The 17,449-nt window shown below is 63.8% G+C and carries 18 protein-coding genes; 9 read left to right on the forward strand and 9 right to left on the reverse strand.

Going from position 1 to position 17,449, the window contains the following annotated elements; all coding sequences use genetic code 11:
• Window positions 1-100: 100 nt before the first annotated feature.
• Window positions 101-1,117: a cell division protein FtsA gene (locus C5B90_RS12715; RefSeq protein ID WP_042663325.1), complete on the forward strand. Its 1,017-nt coding sequence runs from the start codon at window positions 101-103 to the stop codon at window positions 1,115-1,117.
• An 84-nt stretch (window positions 1,118-1,201) separates the two neighbouring features.
• On the opposite strand, the gene C5B90_RS12720 is transcribed toward C5B90_RS12715, so the two are convergent.
• The gene (locus tag C5B90_RS12720; RefSeq protein ID WP_115881964.1) at window positions 1,202-1,705 is read right to left on the reverse strand and encodes a zinc finger domain-containing protein; all 504 of its coding nucleotides are present in this window, start codon (window positions 1,703-1,705) and stop codon (window positions 1,202-1,204) included.
• A gap of 124 nt (window positions 1,706-1,829) precedes the next feature.
• On the opposite strand from C5B90_RS12720, the gene C5B90_RS12725 reads away from it, so the two are divergent.
• Together C5B90_RS12725 and C5B90_RS12730 are read left to right on the forward strand one after the other, a co-directional pair.
• A complete protein-coding gene (locus tag C5B90_RS12725) occupies window positions 1,830-3,017 on the forward strand; it encodes a tubulin/FtsZ family protein (protein WP_115881966.1) in 1,188 nt (395 codons plus the stop codon).
• A gap of 99 nt (window positions 3,018-3,116) precedes the next feature.
• Entirely contained in the window at window positions 3,117-3,512 is a 396-nt protein-coding gene (locus tag C5B90_RS12730; RefSeq protein WP_115881968.1) for a histidine kinase, read from the forward strand.
• Between the two features lie 27 nt (window positions 3,513-3,539).
• Here the strand turns inward: C5B90_RS12730 and C5B90_RS12735 are convergent, their stop codons facing one another.
• Window positions 3,540-3,797 (reverse strand): hypothetical protein, encoded by a 258-nt coding sequence (locus tag C5B90_RS12735; RefSeq protein ID WP_115882532.1) that lies wholly within the window; start codon window positions 3,795-3,797, stop codon window positions 3,540-3,542.
• Window positions 3,798-4,172: 375 nt separating this feature from the next.
• Between C5B90_RS12735 and C5B90_RS12740 the strand changes: the two genes are divergently transcribed.
• Window positions 4,173-5,957, forward strand: coding sequence for a hypothetical protein (locus C5B90_RS12740; RefSeq protein WP_115881970.1), 1,785 nt, complete (start codon window positions 4,173-4,175; stop codon window positions 5,955-5,957).
• A gap of 49 nt (window positions 5,958-6,006) precedes the next feature.
• On the opposite strand, the gene C5B90_RS12745 is transcribed toward C5B90_RS12740, so the two are convergent.
• Window positions 6,007-7,167 carry a signal peptidase I gene (locus C5B90_RS12745; protein ID WP_115881972.1) on the reverse strand — a complete coding sequence of 387 codons (1,161 nt, stop codon included), beginning with the start codon at window positions 7,165-7,167 and terminating at the stop codon, window positions 6,007-6,009.
• 450 nt (window positions 7,168-7,617) lie between these two features.
• Here C5B90_RS12745 and C5B90_RS12750 point away from each other — a divergent pair, with 450 nt between their 5' ends.
• The 4 genes from C5B90_RS12750 (at window position 7,618) to C5B90_RS12765 (ending at window position 10,249) form a co-directional block, all read left to right on the forward strand.
• A complete protein-coding gene (locus tag C5B90_RS12750; protein WP_115881974.1) occupies window positions 7,618-8,232 on the forward strand; it encodes a hypothetical protein in 615 nt (204 codons plus the stop codon).
• Between the two features lie 3 nt (window positions 8,233-8,235).
• Entirely contained in the window at window positions 8,236-8,919 is a 684-nt protein-coding gene (locus tag C5B90_RS12755; protein ID WP_115881975.1) for a hypothetical protein, read from the forward strand.
• A gap of 18 nt (window positions 8,920-8,937) precedes the next feature.
• On the forward strand, window positions 8,938-9,558 hold the full coding sequence (locus tag C5B90_RS12760; protein WP_115881977.1) for a hypothetical protein: 621 nt from the start codon (window positions 8,938-8,940) through the stop codon (window positions 9,556-9,558).
• A gap of 97 nt (window positions 9,559-9,655) precedes the next feature.
• On the forward strand, window positions 9,656-10,249 hold the full coding sequence (locus C5B90_RS12765; RefSeq protein ID WP_115881978.1) for a hypothetical protein: 594 nt from the start codon (window positions 9,656-9,658) through the stop codon (window positions 10,247-10,249).
• A 26-nt stretch (window positions 10,250-10,275) separates the two neighbouring features.
• Here C5B90_RS12765 and C5B90_RS12770 read toward each other — a convergent pair whose 3' ends face one another.
• Window positions 10,276-11,298, reverse strand: a complete 1,023-nt coding sequence (locus tag C5B90_RS12770) for a DUF5305 domain-containing protein (protein WP_115881979.1) — start codon at window positions 11,296-11,298, stop codon at window positions 10,276-10,278.
• Between the two features lie 110 nt (window positions 11,299-11,408).
• On the opposite strand from C5B90_RS12770, the gene C5B90_RS12775 reads away from it, so the two are divergent.
• On the forward strand, window positions 11,409-12,560 hold the full coding sequence (locus C5B90_RS12775; RefSeq protein ID WP_115881980.1) for a hypothetical protein: 1,152 nt from the start codon (window positions 11,409-11,411) through the stop codon (window positions 12,558-12,560).
• A gap of 15 nt (window positions 12,561-12,575) precedes the next feature.
• On the opposite strand, the gene C5B90_RS12780 is transcribed toward C5B90_RS12775, so the two are convergent.
• From C5B90_RS12780 to arcS, 5 genes are all read right to left on the reverse strand, one after another.
• Complete coding sequence (locus C5B90_RS12780) at window positions 12,576-13,478, reverse strand: hypothetical protein (RefSeq protein ID WP_115881981.1); 903 nt, start codon at window positions 13,476-13,478, stop codon at window positions 12,576-12,578.
• Window positions 13,479-14,075: 597 nt separating this feature from the next.
• Window positions 14,076-14,465: a hypothetical protein gene (locus tag C5B90_RS12785; RefSeq protein ID WP_058825810.1), complete on the reverse strand. Its 390-nt coding sequence runs from the start codon at window positions 14,463-14,465 to the stop codon at window positions 14,076-14,078.
• Between the two features lie 184 nt (window positions 14,466-14,649).
• The gene (locus tag C5B90_RS12790; protein ID WP_115881982.1) at window positions 14,650-14,958 is read right to left on the reverse strand and encodes an ArsR family transcriptional regulator; all 309 of its coding nucleotides are present in this window, start codon (window positions 14,956-14,958) and stop codon (window positions 14,650-14,652) included.
• Window positions 14,959-15,106: 148 nt separating this feature from the next.
• Window positions 15,107-15,376: a hypothetical protein gene (locus C5B90_RS12795; protein WP_115881984.1), complete on the reverse strand. Its 270-nt coding sequence runs from the start codon at window positions 15,374-15,376 to the stop codon at window positions 15,107-15,109.
• Between the two features lie 219 nt (window positions 15,377-15,595).
• Window positions 15,596-17,353, reverse strand: a complete 1,758-nt coding sequence (arcS, locus tag C5B90_RS12800; RefSeq protein WP_115881986.1) for an archaeosine synthase — start codon at window positions 17,351-17,353, stop codon at window positions 15,596-15,598.
• Window positions 17,354-17,449 lie beyond the last annotated feature (96 nt).

Below are 17,449 nucleotides of genomic sequence, written 5' to 3' on the forward strand. Positions count from 1 at the left end.
GTTGGATTCATTGGCAGAAGTGAATGTCAAAACCGCATACAGATTTATGCGACAGCCCTACGACGCGTGAGGTATGGCGAAAGGCCTTGACGTAGGTACCATGAACATCCTGTCCGCGAGCCAGGATGGAAGTGAGACCGTATTTGTCCAGCAGCGAAACTCGTTCGTCGAAATCGACTACAGCGACATGGCGGAGCAGATGCTCTCGCGAAGCGACGTGCTCCACATCCGCAAGGACGACAAAGTGTACGTCGTCGGCGACGACGCGCTCAACTTCGCGAACATCTTCGGCAAGGAGACGCGCCGGCCGATGCAACACGGCATCCTCTCCAGCGAGGAGTCCTCCGCGATTCCGATGATCAAGCTCATCATCGAGCAGGTCGTCGGCTCGCCCTCCCGGCCGAACGAGCGCCTCTTCTATTCGAGTCCGGCGGACCCCATCGACTCGGACCTCTCGACGCTGTATCACGACAAGACGCTCGAATCGATGCTCGGCGACATGGGCTACGACCCCGAACCCATCAACGAGGGGATGGCGGTCATCTACAGCGAACTCGCCGACAACAACTTCACCGGCCTCGGCGTCTCGTTCGGCGCGGGCATGACGAACATCTGTCTGGCGTACTACGCGGTGCCAGTCATGCAGTTCTCCATCGCCCGCGGCGGCGACTGGATCGACCAGCAGACCGCACAGGCCACCGGGACGGCCGTCGACAAGGTCACGTCCATCAAGGAAGACGACTTCCAGCTCGACTTCCGCACGGACGTCGGCGGCGTCGAGGGCGCGCTCTCGATTTACTACGAGAACCTCCTCGACTACGTTATCGAGAACATCGAGCGCGAGGTCGACGAGGAAGACATCGAAGAGGGCCTCGACGTGCCCGTCGTCGTCACCGGCGGCACCTCCAGCCCCGACGGCTTCGAGGAGCTGTTCGAACACCACCTCGAAGACTCGACGATTCCGTTCTCCGTCAACGAGGTCCGGAGCATCGACCGCCCGCTGTACAGCGTCGCCCGCGGGTCGCTCGTCGCCGCCCGCTCCGAAGAGGAGTCCGACGGGAGCGCCTCCGAACCCGAACCGGAACCCGAAGCGGAAGCCGCGCCGGAATCGAACTGAGCGCCGACCCGAACTGACGCACCCGACCGGACAGTACGTCACGACCGAGGTCGACGCGCCGCCGGGAGCGCGCGAGCGAGCGCGTTACTCGTCTCCCGTGCGGTCCCCGCGGTCGCCGTCCTCCCCGTTTTTGCGCTGGTAGTCGCTTGACTCGCGGTCAGCGGCGTCGCTGTCACCCGTCTCGTCGGCCTCGACGGCCCCGGAGTCAGCGACGCCTTCAGTCGCGTCGCTCTCGTCGGTGACTGCGGCGGCTTCTCCGTTGGCGGCGTCAGCCTCGTTGCCCTCGGGTTCGGACTCGTTATCGTCGTCAGCGGGCTCGTTGTCGTCGTCAGCAGACTCGTTGTCGCCGTCAGCAGACACGTCGTTACCGCCTTCGTCTCCAGCCGCCACGACCTCCTCCCGCTCGCGCGCCTCGCGGACCGCCCGCGCGTGAAAGCGGGCTATCGCGTCGTCCCACGACTCTCGGTTCGGCGCGTCGCGCTCGTGGACCGTCTCGACGCCGACGAAGCCGCACCGCTCGCAGTAGCGCGCTGCGCGGCCGTCGAACGAGAGCGTCGAGAGTGGCTGTGAACACCGCGGACAGGTCATGCAGTTTGCCGATAATTCTCACCCGGGTCGTATAGAACTACCCCGTCGGCGGCGGGGCCGAAGAACTACGGGTGACAGTCCGCTAACAGAAGATTCACCATCGATGGCGTGCCACAGAGAGACGATGAAGGTCCTTTGCTTCGGAGTGGGACAAGCGGGTGGGAACGTCCTCGACGCCCTCCTTCGGTACGAACAGCGCACGAACGCCGACTACGTCGTCGACGCGGTGGCGTACAACACCGCGTCGGCGGACCTCCGCGGCCTCGATAATGTCCCCGAGGAGAATCGCATCCTCTTCGGCGCGGACGAGGTGAGCGGTCACGGCGTCGGCGCGGACAACGAACTCGCCGCGGAACTCGCCGAGCGCGACAGCCGACAGCTCCTTCGCGGCACCGACGGGTCGCCGACCTCCACGGCCGACGCGTTTCTCATCTTCGCCGGACTCGGCGGCGGCACGGGAAGCGGTGCGGCTCCCGTGCTCGCGAAGCACCTCCAGCGCATCTACGAACAGCCCATCTACGGCGTCGGCATCCTCCCCGCCGCAGACGAGGGCGCACTCTACTCGCGCAACGCCGCGCGGTCGCTCAAGACGTTCGTCGACGTGACCGACCACGTGTTCGCGTTCGACAACGGGGCGTGGGCGCACGCCGGCGAGGACGTCGCGGCGGCCCACGACTCGATGAACGAAGAGTTGGTGCGACGCCTCGGCATCCTCTTCGCCTCGGGCGAGGTAAGCGAGTCGGGAACGGTCGGCGAGAGCGTCGTCGACTCCTCGGAGGTCATCAACACCCTCCGCGGCGGCGGCATCTCGACTATCGGCTACGCGGCGAGCGAACTCCCCGAGAGCGACGACGGCGGCGGGTTCAGCATCAAGGGGCTGTTGGGCGGCGGGTCGTCGTCGGTGGACGAACTCGACTCTATCAACCGCATCACGACCCAGACGCGGAAGGCGGTGCTCGGTCGGCTCACCCTCCCGTGTGACGTGGATTCCGCGTCCCGGGGATTGGTCGTCGTCAGCGGCCCGCCCGAGTGGCTCAACCGGAAGGCCATCGAGCGGAGTCGGACGTGGGTCGAAGAGCAGACCGGGAGCATGGAGGTCCGCGGCGGCGACTACCCGCTCCCCGAGTCGAACCACGTCGGCGTGCTCGTCCTCCTCGGCGACGTGTCGCGGAGCGACCGCGTGTCCGAAATCCAGTCGACCGCCGTCGAGGCCGAGCGCGACCGCCGCGACCGCGAGACCGGCGGTGACGGCGGTGACGGCGGGGACGACGCGGAGGCAGTCGTCGACGAGCGCCTCGATACGTTGTTTTAACCCGGTCGCGTCGCAGACCGCCGCCGGAGCGGGGGTGCGGCCGGCGGCGATTCGTTCCGGAGAAAGTGTCAAATACTCTCTCGGTGAACAGCTAGGTGCGTGTCTGAGACAAGCATAGCGGCGACGCCGCGCATCCTCGCGTACGGCCCGCAACCCGCGGGGTCGGCGATGGCACAGTCCGACGTGGACGTGGAGTTCGTGGAGTCGAATCAAGAGTTGTTCGAACGGTTGACCGCGGCACCGGCCCATCTCGTCATCTGCCTTCACGCCCCACCGGTGTTCGAGGGCGTCGAGGCGGTCAAGGGTATCCGGCGGTTCGACGCGACGGTCCCGGTGGTGCTGGCGTCGCGAATCCAGAATACGATGCTCAACCTCCAAGCGGTACAGTCGCAGGTCACCTGGAGCGTGAACCTCGCGGACGAGGGGCCCATCGAGGAGGCACTATCAGACCTCGTCAGCGACGCGAGAGAGTGGTTGGAACGGCAAGCGGAGTAGTCACCGGCACGACCCAGCCGGGACGTGTCAGTTGCCGGTCGACGGGAAGTCGAACGGGACCATCGTCTGCTCCTCCTCGTCGGCCGCGTCGGCGGCCGAGAACGAGACCCGTCTGAGTTCGTTCTGTACGGCCCACAACCGTTCGAAGAGTCGGTCGAACTCGTCGTCTGCGTCGTCCGGGAGGTCGCGAGCGCACTCCCACAGGAGTTCCTCGGCGCGGTCGACGTGGGCCGTCGCCCGGTCGAGTGCGTCGCTGGGCCGTCGTGCCGATGTGTGTTCCGTCATACCAGGTGAGACGATACCGAGAAGCATAGTCGTTTCATTAGCTGTAACAAAGATAACTTCGTTACACCTTTCCGAGAGATTGTTCTCCAAGCTGACAATCAGAATGATTTATATATTCGAAGTGGCTGTGTTCAGTTGGATGCAGCACCGTACAGAGTAACCCCTCGGACGCATCCAATTGACCGAACTCATCCCCCCTTCCCCCCTTCCCCTTAGGTTCGGTCACCCCTTTACGGGGCGAAACTAACGCTCCCCAGTCGAGACTGTCCTCACGCGCCGAGCGACAGGAGAACGGCTACACAGCCGACCCCCGGCAGTCCGGTGTGTACAAGACGCTCCGCGCCCAAGGAGCAGGTAGTCTCTGGAGACCGTCACATGAATCAGAACCTGTGGTACGCCGGGATACTCATCGCGGTGCTCGGCGTCACGCTCGCCGCGGTTCCGACGGGCAGTTTTAGCTCGGTCTCCGGACAGCGGCCGGTCGACGTCTCGGTCGTCGGCGACGACCGGGCCCTCGTCGCGCTCGAACCGACCGGCGAGGTCGTGACGCGCCCCGGCCGCGGCAACGCCGTGACGGTCGGGTCAATCGTGAACAACCTCGGCACCGACGTGACGGTCGAGTACAGCGCCCGCTTGGACACGAACGCCCTCTCGCTCGCACAGTCCGACGGGTCGCCGACGCTCGGACGAGGCGGCGAACACCAGGTGACGGCCTACTGCCGGCGACCGAACACGGGCAGCGGCGTGGCGACACTCATCGTCGAAGTCGACTCGGCGCAGGCGGACGGCGTCTCCATCTCCGGGGCGACGCTCGAAGCGCGAGTCGAGTACGATTGCACGAGCGGGAACGGCGGTGGCAATCCCGGCAACGGCGGTGGCAACGATGGTGGTGATGGCGGCGACGGCGGCGATGGCGGCGATGGCGGCGACGGCAACCCCTCGGGGCCGTCGAACGGCGTCGCGTACGTCGACACCGACGAGGACATCGCCTACGACGATGGCGAGCGCGTCCTGACCGAACAGGAAGTCGCGACGTTCGACGACGACGATGCGGTGCTCGTCGTCGGGACCGACAACGGAACTATCGACAACAGTTGGCGCGCTATCGACATCTCGGCCAAACGCGTCGTCGTCAGGCACACGACGTTCACGAGCGGTGACTCGGTCGATATCGAGGCTGAGACGAGCATCGAGTTCACCGACGTCACCGTCGTCTCCGACTGGGGCGAGGTCACCGTCTCGGGCGAGTCGATAACGCTCCGTCGGTCGACCATAGACGCGAAGAACGGGAAGATAGAACTCGCGGCCGACGACGGGACGCTCGACGTGCGCGAGAGCACGGTTCGCGGGAAAAACGACAAGGTCGAACTGACCGGAGAGACGATTCAGGCCGGGAGCGCGACCATCCGGAACACGAATGACGAAATCGACCTCGCGGCCGACGACGGCCCCGTGAACGTCACGGGAGCGACGCTCGACAACCAGAACGGCAAGGTCACCGTCTCGGGCGAGTCGGTTCAGGCCCGCGGCGCGGCCATCAGCACGCGAAACGGAAAAATCGAACTCGCGGCCGACGACGGTTCGGTGGACATCCGCGACGCGAGCCTCCAGAACCGGAACCGAGACATCGAGGTGAGCGGGGAGACGGTGTCGGCGCGGAACGCCTCGATTACGGTCGTCAACGGACGGATTTCGCTCGACGCCGACGACGGCCTCCTCGACATCGAGGACGCGACGGTCCACGGGGAGAAACAGATTGACCTCACTGGCGAGCGCGTCGGTGCCGCGGGCGCGTCCATCGAGACGAAGAACGCTCAGATAGACCTTCAGTCAGGGGCCGGCGACATGACGCTCGACGGCGCGACGGTCGAGACGAAGAACGCGCAGATTACCGTCGAATCCGCGGGCGAACTCCGCGCGAACGACAGCGTCTTCGAGACGACGAACGCGGACGTGTCGCTTTCGGCCGCCGGCGACGTGTTCCTTCGCGACGCGAGCCTGCGAACCACGAACGCCGAACTCACCGTCGAACTCGGCGACGCCTCGGCGACGCTCTCGGTCGATGGCCTCGAAGTCCGGGACCGGGACGACACCCTCGACTACGACCCCGGCGACGCGGGAGTGACCGGAACGCCGAGCGCCGGACAGGTTCGCGGGTAGTCGTAGTCGGGAGCGCGCGGACGTTGCAGACTATCGGCGTCCAGCGCACTCACAGATACTTGCGTCTGAACTGCTCGACGAGTGAGACGTTCCGGCCCGTCGAGCGCAGCCGAATCGGGCCGAGACCGAGCGCGAGGACGCTCACGAGGAGCGTCGCGAACGCCAACACGGCGTCGATAGCCGCGATTGCGAGGAACGGATGAACCTCGTGTAAGCCGAGGATGACTGTCTGCGGGAGCACGGGAACGTACAGCTGTTCGCGTATTTCGCGGTCGTACGCGCCGGTCTGGTCCGGCGCTTGGATGGTGAGCGACGTGTTTCGCGACCCCTTCCCCGGAACCGTGAGCACGGACTGACCAAAGGAGACGCCCGGGTCACGGGATTCGAGGACAGTGATAATCGGGACGTAGCCGTTGTTCGTCAGCGTGTAGTCGATGACCGCCGTCTCGCCGACGCCGACGACGAGCGGGCTCTCGTTCGGCGACTCGGAACTCACGATGGTCAGTTCCGTCGGCCCCGACCCGAGAACCATACTCAGCGTCGCGGGCGTGACGACGATGACGACGAGCAGGAAGAGAACGACGCCGCTCGTGTAGTAGTCCGGGCGGCGACGGCTGTGCGAACTCTGTTTGCGCCCGCCACCGGAGCCGTCGAACACGAGACTCAGCGCGATGAGAATCCCACCGATGGCGACGAGGAACATGGGTGATGGCTCCCCGTCGGCGGCGCTCTCGAAGCCCGGGAGGCTCCCGAGGAGGTCGAACGCGCCGGTTGCGAGCCCGTTCACCGCCCCCACGACGGCACCGAGTTGCGGAATGACGACGACGTTTCCGTTCACCTGGAGCGCCTCGGCGACGATTTGGGACCGCTTGACCGGCGGCTCGACGCTCTCTTGGTCGGTGAAGGGGTTGGCGTCGCCGCGCGTGATGTACCCCTCTTCGGTCCACCTGACCACCCGGTGGGTCGTCAGCCCGCCGCCGTGGAGTTCACGCGCGTTGAACACGACCACGTCGCCGGATTCGGGGTCTTCGAGCAGGACCGAGGGGACCGCGATGAAGCCGTCGCCGGGCTCCATCGTCGGTGCCATACTCCCCGTCTCGACGTAACCGAGGAGCACCGGCTGGCCGAGCGCCTGCCCGAACAGAAGCGCGACGACGGCGAGGACGAGGAGTCCGAGCACCGCGTATTCGAGGACGTCGCTGAGTTTCACGGCGTGTGTGAAACACTACGTGTGAACCCGTAATTACCTATCGCCGTTCCGTCCGTCTTTCGGGGCCCGGAGAACGGGCGCGCGGGAGTCGGCGGAGTCCGTCACGCGTCACGATGTGGGGGACCATCGCTTCCGATGTGCTAGTATGTCGTGTCCAATGATGTTACGGTTCGAGAACCGTGTCACCAAGAGCCGTGCAAAGAGGCATCACGAACGTCGAGTTCGAACGAAAATCGACAGACTGCGAGCTGGTTTCTCGGTCTTAAATTCTCGCTTGAACGTCGAACATGCGCCCCGAAAGGTGGGCTTGAACGGGGGTCGCCGGGGAGAAAGCCGGGCTTGTCGAACGGAACGGCGACCGAGAACTCGTTCAAGCACCGGAATACAAAGTGGGTAGGACCTGATGGAAGAGATAACGACGCAGTCACCTGTGTCAGGGAGAATACAACCATGGCAATCAACAGACGCAACATCTTGATCGGACTCGGAGCACTCGTCGGCGGCGGTGGCGCACTCGTCGGAACGGGAGCGTTTACGACCGTGAGTGCGGCGCGTGAAGTGAGTGTGAGCACGGCCGGCGACGGGAGCGCGTTCCTGTCCATTACTGGCGATGGCGAATATGTGACCGATGACAGCAGCGATGGAACGCTGACGATCGATCTCGGTTCGGTTGGTACAGACGCCTCAAGTAACGCTGGTAGTGGCTTCAACCAAGAAGCGATCACGACGCTTAGTGATGTACTTACTATCGGAAACAACTCTGCAGAAGACGAGACAATCACAGTTGGTGTCTCTACGGCAGCTCCCGGCTCGTCGCCGTCAGCGAACAAGAACACGACGATGCTCATTCAAGATAGCAGCCAGGATAGTCAGAACGTCGCTCTCGTCACGTTCACCGTGGACAGTCAATCAGTCGGTTCTGGATCCACCACGGGAGTCGATGTGACTGTTAACACGATGTCGTCAGATATGGAGGGCTTCACTAACAGTAGCGCTACATTCGACACCAATAGCAGCGACAACACTCCGCGTCTGACCATCGTCGCGACCGAGTCTAGCAGCTAATCTATGAAACGACGAAACATCATCGCGGCAATCGGGACGCTCGCCATCGGCAGCGGCACGGCAATCGGAACAGGCGCGTTCGACGCGACGAGTACGAGCGCCGACTCGTCGATGAGTATCATCACCGAACGGTCCGACGTGAACGTCGACGTGAACCCCGGGAGCGGGGCCGGGAGCGGGAATATTCGAGGGAGCCTGTACAGCGACACCGAAATCGAGAACCTCGACGTCGACGACCTCCCGCTGGCGGCCGTCTCTGATAACGGCCAAGGGATGGTTCACGTCCAGATTATCGGCGTCGTCGGCACCGACGAGACGTTCTCGAACATCGTGGAGTTGACGAACAACGACGTTGACCAGAGCTACGAGATGGGATTCTACTACGACGGCGGCTTCACCGAGGAGGTCACGTCGGGTGACAAGCTGACCAAATCCGAGGCAACTGACGTGTTCGAGTTCACGCACGACTCGACGGTCATCTCCAGTCTCGACGGGACGACCGGAAGCACCGTAGCGCTCGACGCGTCCGGCGGTACCAACGACACCGTACAGGTCGATATCGAGTTCAACGGGACCAACACGCGCCTGAACGAGGAGTACGGCCTGAGTGCGGGCGGGTTTGGGACCGGTACTGCGACCCAGATGGAACTCATCGACCAAGTTACCGTGTTTGCGGACGAAGTCTAACGACCTACGGAGGTTTCCATGCCCACACGCCGCCAGACTCTCTTCGTTCTCAGCAATTTCTTCATCGTCGGCGGCGTCCTCGGCGTGAGCGCCACGACGACGACCCAGTCCACGTCGGGGGCGAGTTTTCGCATCGTCGCACCCGACTACCTCTCTCTCACGGCGGCGAACGACCCGCCGATTCACGTCGAGACGAACTCGTCCGGCTACGTGACACGACTCACCCCCGGCGGCGACAAGAACGGCGTCAACAAGCGCGCCATCACGCGTTTCGAGGATATCGTCCGCCTCACCAACGTCAGCGAGGTCGACATCGACGGCATCTACTTCGAGTTCGACGTGACGAGCGACTCGCTTTCGGACTCGACACTCGAAGACGTGGAGGCGGCGCTGCAGGTCACGGCGGGCGACGAGGCGCTCGCCCCGGGAACGGACGGAGACGACCTCCTCGACGTGAGCCCGGCGGTATCGGGATCAGAGGGAGTCCTCGGACCGGGCGAGTCGGTCCCGTTCGGTATCCAACTCAACCTCATCCCGTGGACTGGACCGAGCACGCTGGAGGACCTCCCGGACCCCGAGACGTACAGCGCCACGCTACGGATTCACGTCGAGCGGGAGTCGTCGGACTCCGGTGACTAACCGGGGTGATGCCGTTGGGACGCCGGCGAGGCGGTATCTGTGCGGCCGCTGACAGCAGAGGAACTATGTGCGGCGGCGCAGTATCGACGGTCGATAGATGAGTCCCAGCGGTGCCGGTGGGTTGCTCGGCCGCGCGTCGGCCTCAGAGGCCGACGACGGCAGCGAGGGCGACGACGCGTTGACGCGCGACGAGATTTTCGACCTGATGAGCAACCACCGCCGGCGATACACCCTCCACTACTGCAAGCGGGCCGACGGCACGGTCCAACTCTCCGACCTCGCAGAGCAGGTCGCGGCGTGGGAACAGGACAAGGAGATTCCGGACCTGACCTCCGCCGAGCGAAAGACCGTCTACACGTCGCTCCAGCAGACGCACCTGCCGCGGCTCGAACAGGCCGGCGTCCTCCGATACGACCGGGGCGAAGTCGAACTCACGGAGCGCATGGAGCGCCTCGATATCTACATGGACATCGTCCCCGAGAACTCGGTTCCGTGGGGGGTGTACTACCTCGGCCTCTCGGCGCTGTCGGGCCTCGTCGTGGGGGCCCTGTGGGCCGGCGTACTCCCGACGGGGACGGTCCCGCTTCTCGCCTACCCGACCGCCATCGTCGCGGCGTTCGGTCTCTCGGCGGCGTACCACACCGTGACGAACCGCCGCTACCAGTTCGAGAACCTCGAACGACCGCCGTAGGGTTCGCTGTTTTTGCCCGGTCCGACTCAGAGATTGAGCCACGCGTGCGTGTTCGTCTCGTCGAGCGAGTAGTAGTATATCTCGCTGCTGTCGATGACGGCGTACGTCTCGATTTCGGGGTCGAAGATGACGCGACGGTTCGTGTCGATGGCCACGTCGACGAGGTCTTCGAGGGTGAGAATCGAGATGTACGGCTTGTTCGCGTCTGTCGGGAACTCACCGCGGGAAATCCACTCCTCGTGGCGACTGTGCGAGATTTTCGTTCGGAGTTCCTCGGGGTCGCTCCGGTACTCGGTGCGGATGACGAGACCCGCGAGTCCGAACAGCACCAGCGCGGCCGCGACGAGGCTGCCGTACTCGACGGGGGTCGACGGTTGCGTCACGCTCCGCGCGACGGTCGTCGAGTGCCGCCGGTCGTCCGCCAGCGACCGTTCGAGGTAGTAGGCCCGCCCGGAGAACACGAGCGGCGTGCTCGCTTCGAGCGTCCCGCTGTACGAGCCCGTCTGGTACGTCACCGTGAGGTTGACGCTCGTCCTGAACTGTCCGACGCCACCGGTCTCGGTCCGCTTTTGCTGGAGGTCGCGGTCGAGCGTGGAGACGTTGACTACGGGCGCGTTGACGGCGGTCCCGTTGGTGACTGTCGTCCGGTCGTCGACGAGGACAGTCTCGTTCTCGTAGAACGGCGAGCCGTCTCGGACGCCGACGGTGCGAAGGACCAATCGCTGGGTGACGTTGACCGATTGATTCGCTGGAACGTCGGTGTGGACGCGGAACGACACGTCGGGCGAGATTGTCATGAAGTAGACAGAGCGGTTCTCCAGCGTCGACCCGCGCTCGTAGAGCGTCGTGTTCTGGGTGACGACCGCTCGCGTGTCGACGCCGGTCTCGACCGACTGCACGTTCGTCTCTTCGGTCACCGTCTGGGTCGTCGGCGTGAGAAAGACGTAGCCGGCGGCGACCAGACACGCGACGCCCGCGATAGCGAGCACGGCGACCAGCACCCGAGCCTGCTGCGTGACGAAGAGTTCGAGGCGGTCGTCAAATCCCATTGTCGAGAGGGGGACGCGACACTCGCGGGACGTACATACGGGCAGGTAGTTCGAGACGCAAGAAAACTTTTGTCCTAGCGACCGATAGGTTCTGCGAGGCAGTACAGTACATGGTCTCCGACCCCGTCGACAACGACCCAGCGGACGAGACTCCGTCGTCGTTCGAAGCCTGGCTGGACCAGCGAATGAGCGAGACCGGTAAATCGCGCGACCAGTTGTGCCAGGAGTTGCTCGCGTCGCACTGGCAACTCAACGAAATCACGGAACTGCTGGGTCGCGACAGCCCCGCCCCGGACGAGAGGTCCAGCGAGGCGAAGCACGCAACGCGCTCACCGTCCAGAGATGATACGGAACCGAACAAGCCCGTGAGCGACGACGAACTAGCCGAGGTCCTCGAACTCATCGAGGGGCTCGAATCGGAGGTCGAGACGGAAGCACAGCGGCGCGCGCGCCTCGAACAGTCGGTTCAGGCGCTCACGACGCGACTGGACGAGGTCGATGCCGAACTCGACGAGGTCGAAGCCGCGCTCGACGGGGTCGAGGACCTGCCGGACGAACTCGACGAGGTCGAATCGACGCTCCGCGAGCGACACCGGACGCTCGACGCGCGGTTCGACGACGAGTTTGAGAACCTCCAGACGATTCTCGAGCACCTCGTCGATACCGACGGCCGCATCGAGACGAAACTCACGGAGCTCGAGACGCAGTACGGGGCCGAGATACGCGAGATACGGGCCGAACGCGAGCAGCTTCGCCGGGTGAAACAGGCCGCAAAGGAAGTCGATACCCACGAGGGTGACTGCGAACACTGCGGAGAGACCATCGACCTCGCGCTGCTCACCAGCCCGGAGTGTCCGAACTGTCAGCGCCCGCTGCACGGCGTCGAAAAAGAGACCAGATGGCTCGTGCTCACCGACTACACCGTGACGGTCGCGAGTAGCGACGGTGGCACGCGGCGCGCACCGAGTGCGAATGCACGACCCGACGGCGCGAGCGACCGCGACGCCCCACGGGGCCCCGCTGGCTCCGGCGACCAAACGCCCGAATCGAAGCGTGACGCGTCGGGAACGTCCGACCGCTCGGTGAGCCAGAGTCGGGCGGCGGTCAACGAGATAATCGACTCGTTCGAGTCGGTCTCGACCGGCGACGACGGGACCGACGAGACCGACGAGACGGCGGACGCCACAGATGCTATCGACCCGGACGCGGCGATGGACGCCGACGAGAACACGTTCGAGTGGAACGAAGACGACGTCCGGTGAGGCGCGACGCCCGTCTCAGCCGAGCGATAGCGACCCGTCGGCCTCGAACTCTATCGCTGCGTCAAACAGGGATTTGAAGGTTCGGAGCGTCTGGTCGTCGTGTCGCGCCGGGTCGACGTGGTAATGGGCGCGTGCGCCCGCCGAAGAGATGCGATTCGTGAGGATGTGGAGGAACCGGAAGACGCGCTGGTTGTTGTTCACCGCGGCGATGAGGTCCGAAAGCGAGTGCACACAGAGCGTCGATTGAACCGACGACTCGCCCCACTCGTTCAGCGACTTCGTGATGAGGAGTCCGATGCGACGGAGGTCCGTCGCCTTCGTGACGGTTCTGATAGTTATCGGCAGGTCGGCGGCGTCGATTCTCCCGGAGGCGTCGTACGACTGGACGCTGATGAGCGTCTGGTTTTCGACGCTCCCGACGCGGTAGTTGTTGAGGATGTTGAGCTGCTCTTCGGGCGTCGTCTCGACGGACACGAGAAGCTGATTTGCGGCCCCCGAGTCGCCAGTCATGAGCTGCGTACAGAGGCTGTACTCCGCTGCGGTCTCCGCCGGGCCGACGATGAGGATGTTAGACTGCTCGGAAACGAGGTCGAACACTGCCTCCGCCTTCTCGTCGAAGTTGGCCTCGTCGAAGGGGGCGTCCGGGATGTCGTCGATGAGGTCCCACTCGGACGCCTCGTCGTCCGGTAGCGACGCAGGCGAGCCCTGTTTCCGCCGAATTGACTCCGCGAGTTCGGAGAGCTTCGAGGGCGTCCGGTCGGTCGTCGGTCCGTCTTCTCCCGCCGGCGAGGCGCTGTCGCCCGATTTATCCGAGGTCGGCGTCCCGTCTTCCACGCGGTCCGCAAGGTCAGATAACGACGGCGAGTTCTGTATCTCGGTGTCGGAGTCTCCCGACTCCGCATCGTTACGGTCTGCCATATTGGCCGATGGGTGTGAACATGGGTTGCGAGGGAGTTCGTGAAGCGGTGGCGACTGAGCGGGAACGAGAGCGAGAACGTGTCTCGTTCCCAACGTATTGCACTGTTTTGAACTCGCGGGACGTTCACTTAATCTCTGGGGCTTTCCGGGCGAAAGACAGGATGGCCTTGTGCCCCCGTTCCGCGAGAACAGATGAGCTAACAGATTTCGTATTAGAAGACGAATTGATATCTGAAATTTAATTTCGTCTGCTCGAATTCTGGTAGAGACGGAAGCAATAGAATTGTTTATTATATACAATATCATTTGCATCTTGGAATCGCGTTCGCAGAACTCATGCACAAGAGCGCAGAATACGATATTATCTAAATGAGTACAAATGTGTTATTTTCTTTCCAATAAAATCAATTGGGAACCTAATTAGACAGATTCTGACTTATTCAAAGAGTTCATCAAGTCGTGGATTCTGTTCTGAGCGCGACTGTGGGGTCGCACAACTACAGAGTAGAAATTCGTATATTCAGCATTTCTGATGATGGGTGAAATGCTATTCGGACCGAAGGTCGACCAGTCTAGTCAGAAAGTTTAGTGTGTTGGTTACTTGCCGAATCTGATGCCGTCTTCGACCAGTCGGAGGTTTCGTTCTCGGTCGATATGCGGCTTCAGCCAGTCGTACTCCTCGATTTGGAGGATGAGGTCCGCTTGGAGGTTCCGCCACGCGATAGCGTAGATGGGCGATTGCCCCCACGCGCGGAGTTCGGGGATGAACTCGTCGTAGCGCTCGTAGTGGCCTTCGAGGCGTTCGAGCGCGTCGACCACGTAGCCGGCGGCCTCCGATTCCGTCTCCGCGCCGTCGATGGCCCGGTTCAGTCGGGTTTCGAGCCCCTCAACGGCGCGTTGCATGTCCTGTGCCGCCGTGCCGTCGGCCTCCGGAAGCGAGTCGATGATGGGCTTCGGAACGCCGAGCGAGAGTGGTTCGATATCCATGCCTCGAACTGGGCGGCAAGGCGGCAAAAAGGCGGCGACGGTCGCAGCATGGTGCGGACGTACTCCCATACCACGACGTCGCCGAGATGGCGGGGTCGAACAGCGTGGCCACTCGTCACCGAGAACAGCGCGCCGGGGTGCCTCCGAAGGCCGTCCCGACCTCCGGTTGCGGCGCGTTGCTCTGTTACGCGTTCGTCTCGTCGGTCCGTGCCCTGAGTTCGGATTCGACGAGGGCGTCGAAGTCGACGCCGTCTGTCCGGTACTGGTCGCGGTGTTCGATGACGACCAGCCCCTTGTCCGTGATTTCGTACAGCCCGGAGTTCGGCGCGGGCCCGACTCGCGCCACCAGCCCGTAGTCCGCTAAAATCGGCAGTCGTGTGTTGATGTACGAACGGTTCTTATCAAGGATATACGAGAGATTTACGGCGGTGTTCCGCCTCCTGTCCGAGAGTCCCTCGAGGATATCGAAGTCAGTTGGGACGGCCAACTTCATACATGGTTGTTCGTAGCCGCTGTTAAATAAACAGCTTATGCGAAATTCAAGGCTAAAGCCCCGCGCTTCAGGACGGAGAGGATGTCGACAGGAGGGCGTGCGATCGGGTTCGCGTGGCGAGGGTCGACAGGGGCGGCAATTTCGGGACTTACCGATGGTCGAGCGCGTCGCGTGCGAGGCGCAAGTCCTCGATAATTCGCGTGTGGCGGTCGATTGCATCGTCGATATGTCGCGCCGTCGCCGCCGTGTCGGCCCCGCCATCACCGTGGTACTGCGCCTGTAGCAAGTGCGATTCCAAGGCCCGTGACGTGGAGTCACTCGCCGCCAACAGCGCCTGGGTAATCGTCCAGTCTATCGTCCCATCGTCGGGGAGTTCGTCGAACTCCAAGCGCTCCCCCTCGTGTCGTTCTGCCATCATGGCCCACGTTGGGCCGGGATACTACTTAAAGTTATAGCGACGTGATAATTCCGACGAGACCCGTCGCATAGAAAACCGGGTATACGCCCCATTTAGCGGCGTTCAAAAGCTGATTAATTCCTCGATGAAAAAATATCAGATTGAGAGATGGTTAGGGGATTTCGAGAGGTGTCAGGCGATTTGGGTCGGACCGGTGACGGTTCTCGGATCGGGTTCGAGTTACCGTTCTTCGACGTGGCGAATCTCGACGCCGATGCCGCGCGTAGATTCGACGAGTTCGCGGCCACCCATCTCCGCGCGACCGATGGCGAACGCCTTCGGCCCCTCGACGACGACCTCGTCGCCCGGGCGGATGTCAGCGTCGGCGTCCACGACGCCCGGCGCGAGGACCGAGCCGTGGGGGACGAAGCCGTCGATTTCGACCGTCTTCGTCGGCGCGTCGCTGTCGCGCCACACCTTCGCGCCTTCGAGGGTAAAGGAGAGCACGCCGTACTGCGGGACCATCGTCGCTAACTGCTCGCCCGCGTCGTTCCACACCTGCAGTTTGGGGAACCGACTCGTCATCTCCAACTCCACGTCGGCAAAGAGCGCGTCGCCAGCTTCCGGGCCGAGTTGGTAGTCGGCGAGCGCCTTCACGACGTTGTGCTCGCGCTCCTCGCGGGTGAACTTGGGTTCGCCGTCGAGCGTCCGCATGAGGTTCCCGATGGACTCCGTCGTCGTCGGGTGTTCCGAGACGGTGAACTCCACGTCGAGGTCCAAATCGTCGGCGACGCGTTCGACGATTTCCGTGTACGCGCCCGGTGGGAGGTGCGCGATGATTCGCGGGTAGTCGTTGCGCTCCAGATAGCGCCGGAGCACCTCGGCGACGAACGACTTCTCGTCTTCCGACCAGTCGCCCGTGACGACCGAGTCGTAGTGCTGGGCGGGGTAGGTGAGTTCGAGTTCCTGCGGGACGACGCCGATGGGCGAGGTCATCGACACCATGTGCGCGCGGTACTGGACGGCCTCCTGGAACTGTCGGTGGCTCTGGGACTCGCTGTAGGGCTTTTTCGCCGAGCACGGCAGGAGTACGAGCGGGTTGTCGAAGCGGTTCCGGTAGCGTTTGGTCACGCGGTCGGCGAACCGCTGAATCTCCACGCGGTCGATGGACTCCTCGGAGGCCGCGGTGAGTTCCGAGTCGCGGATGACGGGAACTCGTTCCTCCATGAAGCTGTACTGCTGGTCGAACCGTCGGAACAGGGCGGTCAGCCACTGGTCGTGGCGGGCCTGCCCCTCCACGTAGTCACGGAGCCGACCGTCGCGCACGCGGCGGCGGACCCGCGCGAGTTCGGCGCGCAGGGCGTTGGCGTTGTGGTCGGCGGCGTCGGCGCGGGTGAACTCCGAGGCTGGTTTGCGGCAGGCCTCGCAGGCACAGGGGAATTCGTCGAGGTCTTCGAGGAAGTACTCGCCGTCGCTCGTGAGGTAGAAGCCCTCGAGGCCGCGGGCGCGGGCGAGCGTCTCGTCGACGAGGTCGACGCCCGCGTAGACGAGAAGCGAGACGTTGCGCGGTGTGGCGACACCCGAGAGCATGAGCGCCGTGTCGGCGGGGAGGTTCTCCTTCGCCTCGATGACGTTGTCGCGGAAGGCGCGCGCGTGGCCGACGAAGCCCTGCGCGTCGGAGAGGACGTAGGCGTCAGCGCCGTAATCGTCGGCCGTGTCGGCGGTGACGACGGCTGCCGAGGGGAAATCCATGTCGGGGTAGTCAACGGCGAACGACTCGCGCACCTCGTCGGCGCTCCCGGCGGGAAGCGAGCGGTGGGGGAGCACGGTCAGCACGTCGTCGGAGCCGTCGGGGAGTTCGCGCTCGGCCGCCCAGAGACTGCCGGCGTCCGCGAGCACGTCGTCCACGACCGCCGGCGTCGTCACCGCCTCGGAGAGCCGCAACTCCCCGATTCGGGCGGCGCCGTCGCGGGCGTGAACCTCGAAGTAATCGGTCATACCCGCTTTCGGCCCCCGACGGGCAATTAACTTGTCTTCTGCGGGCGCGCCGTGCTGGGCGGGACGCCGGGCGTCGTCGTACACGGCGAGTCACGC

This window comes from Haloferax sp. Atlit-12N, assembly GCF_003383095.1.
In the GTDB taxonomy this organism is placed as follows: Archaea; Halobacteriota; Halobacteria; order Halobacteriales; family Haloferacaceae; genus Haloferax.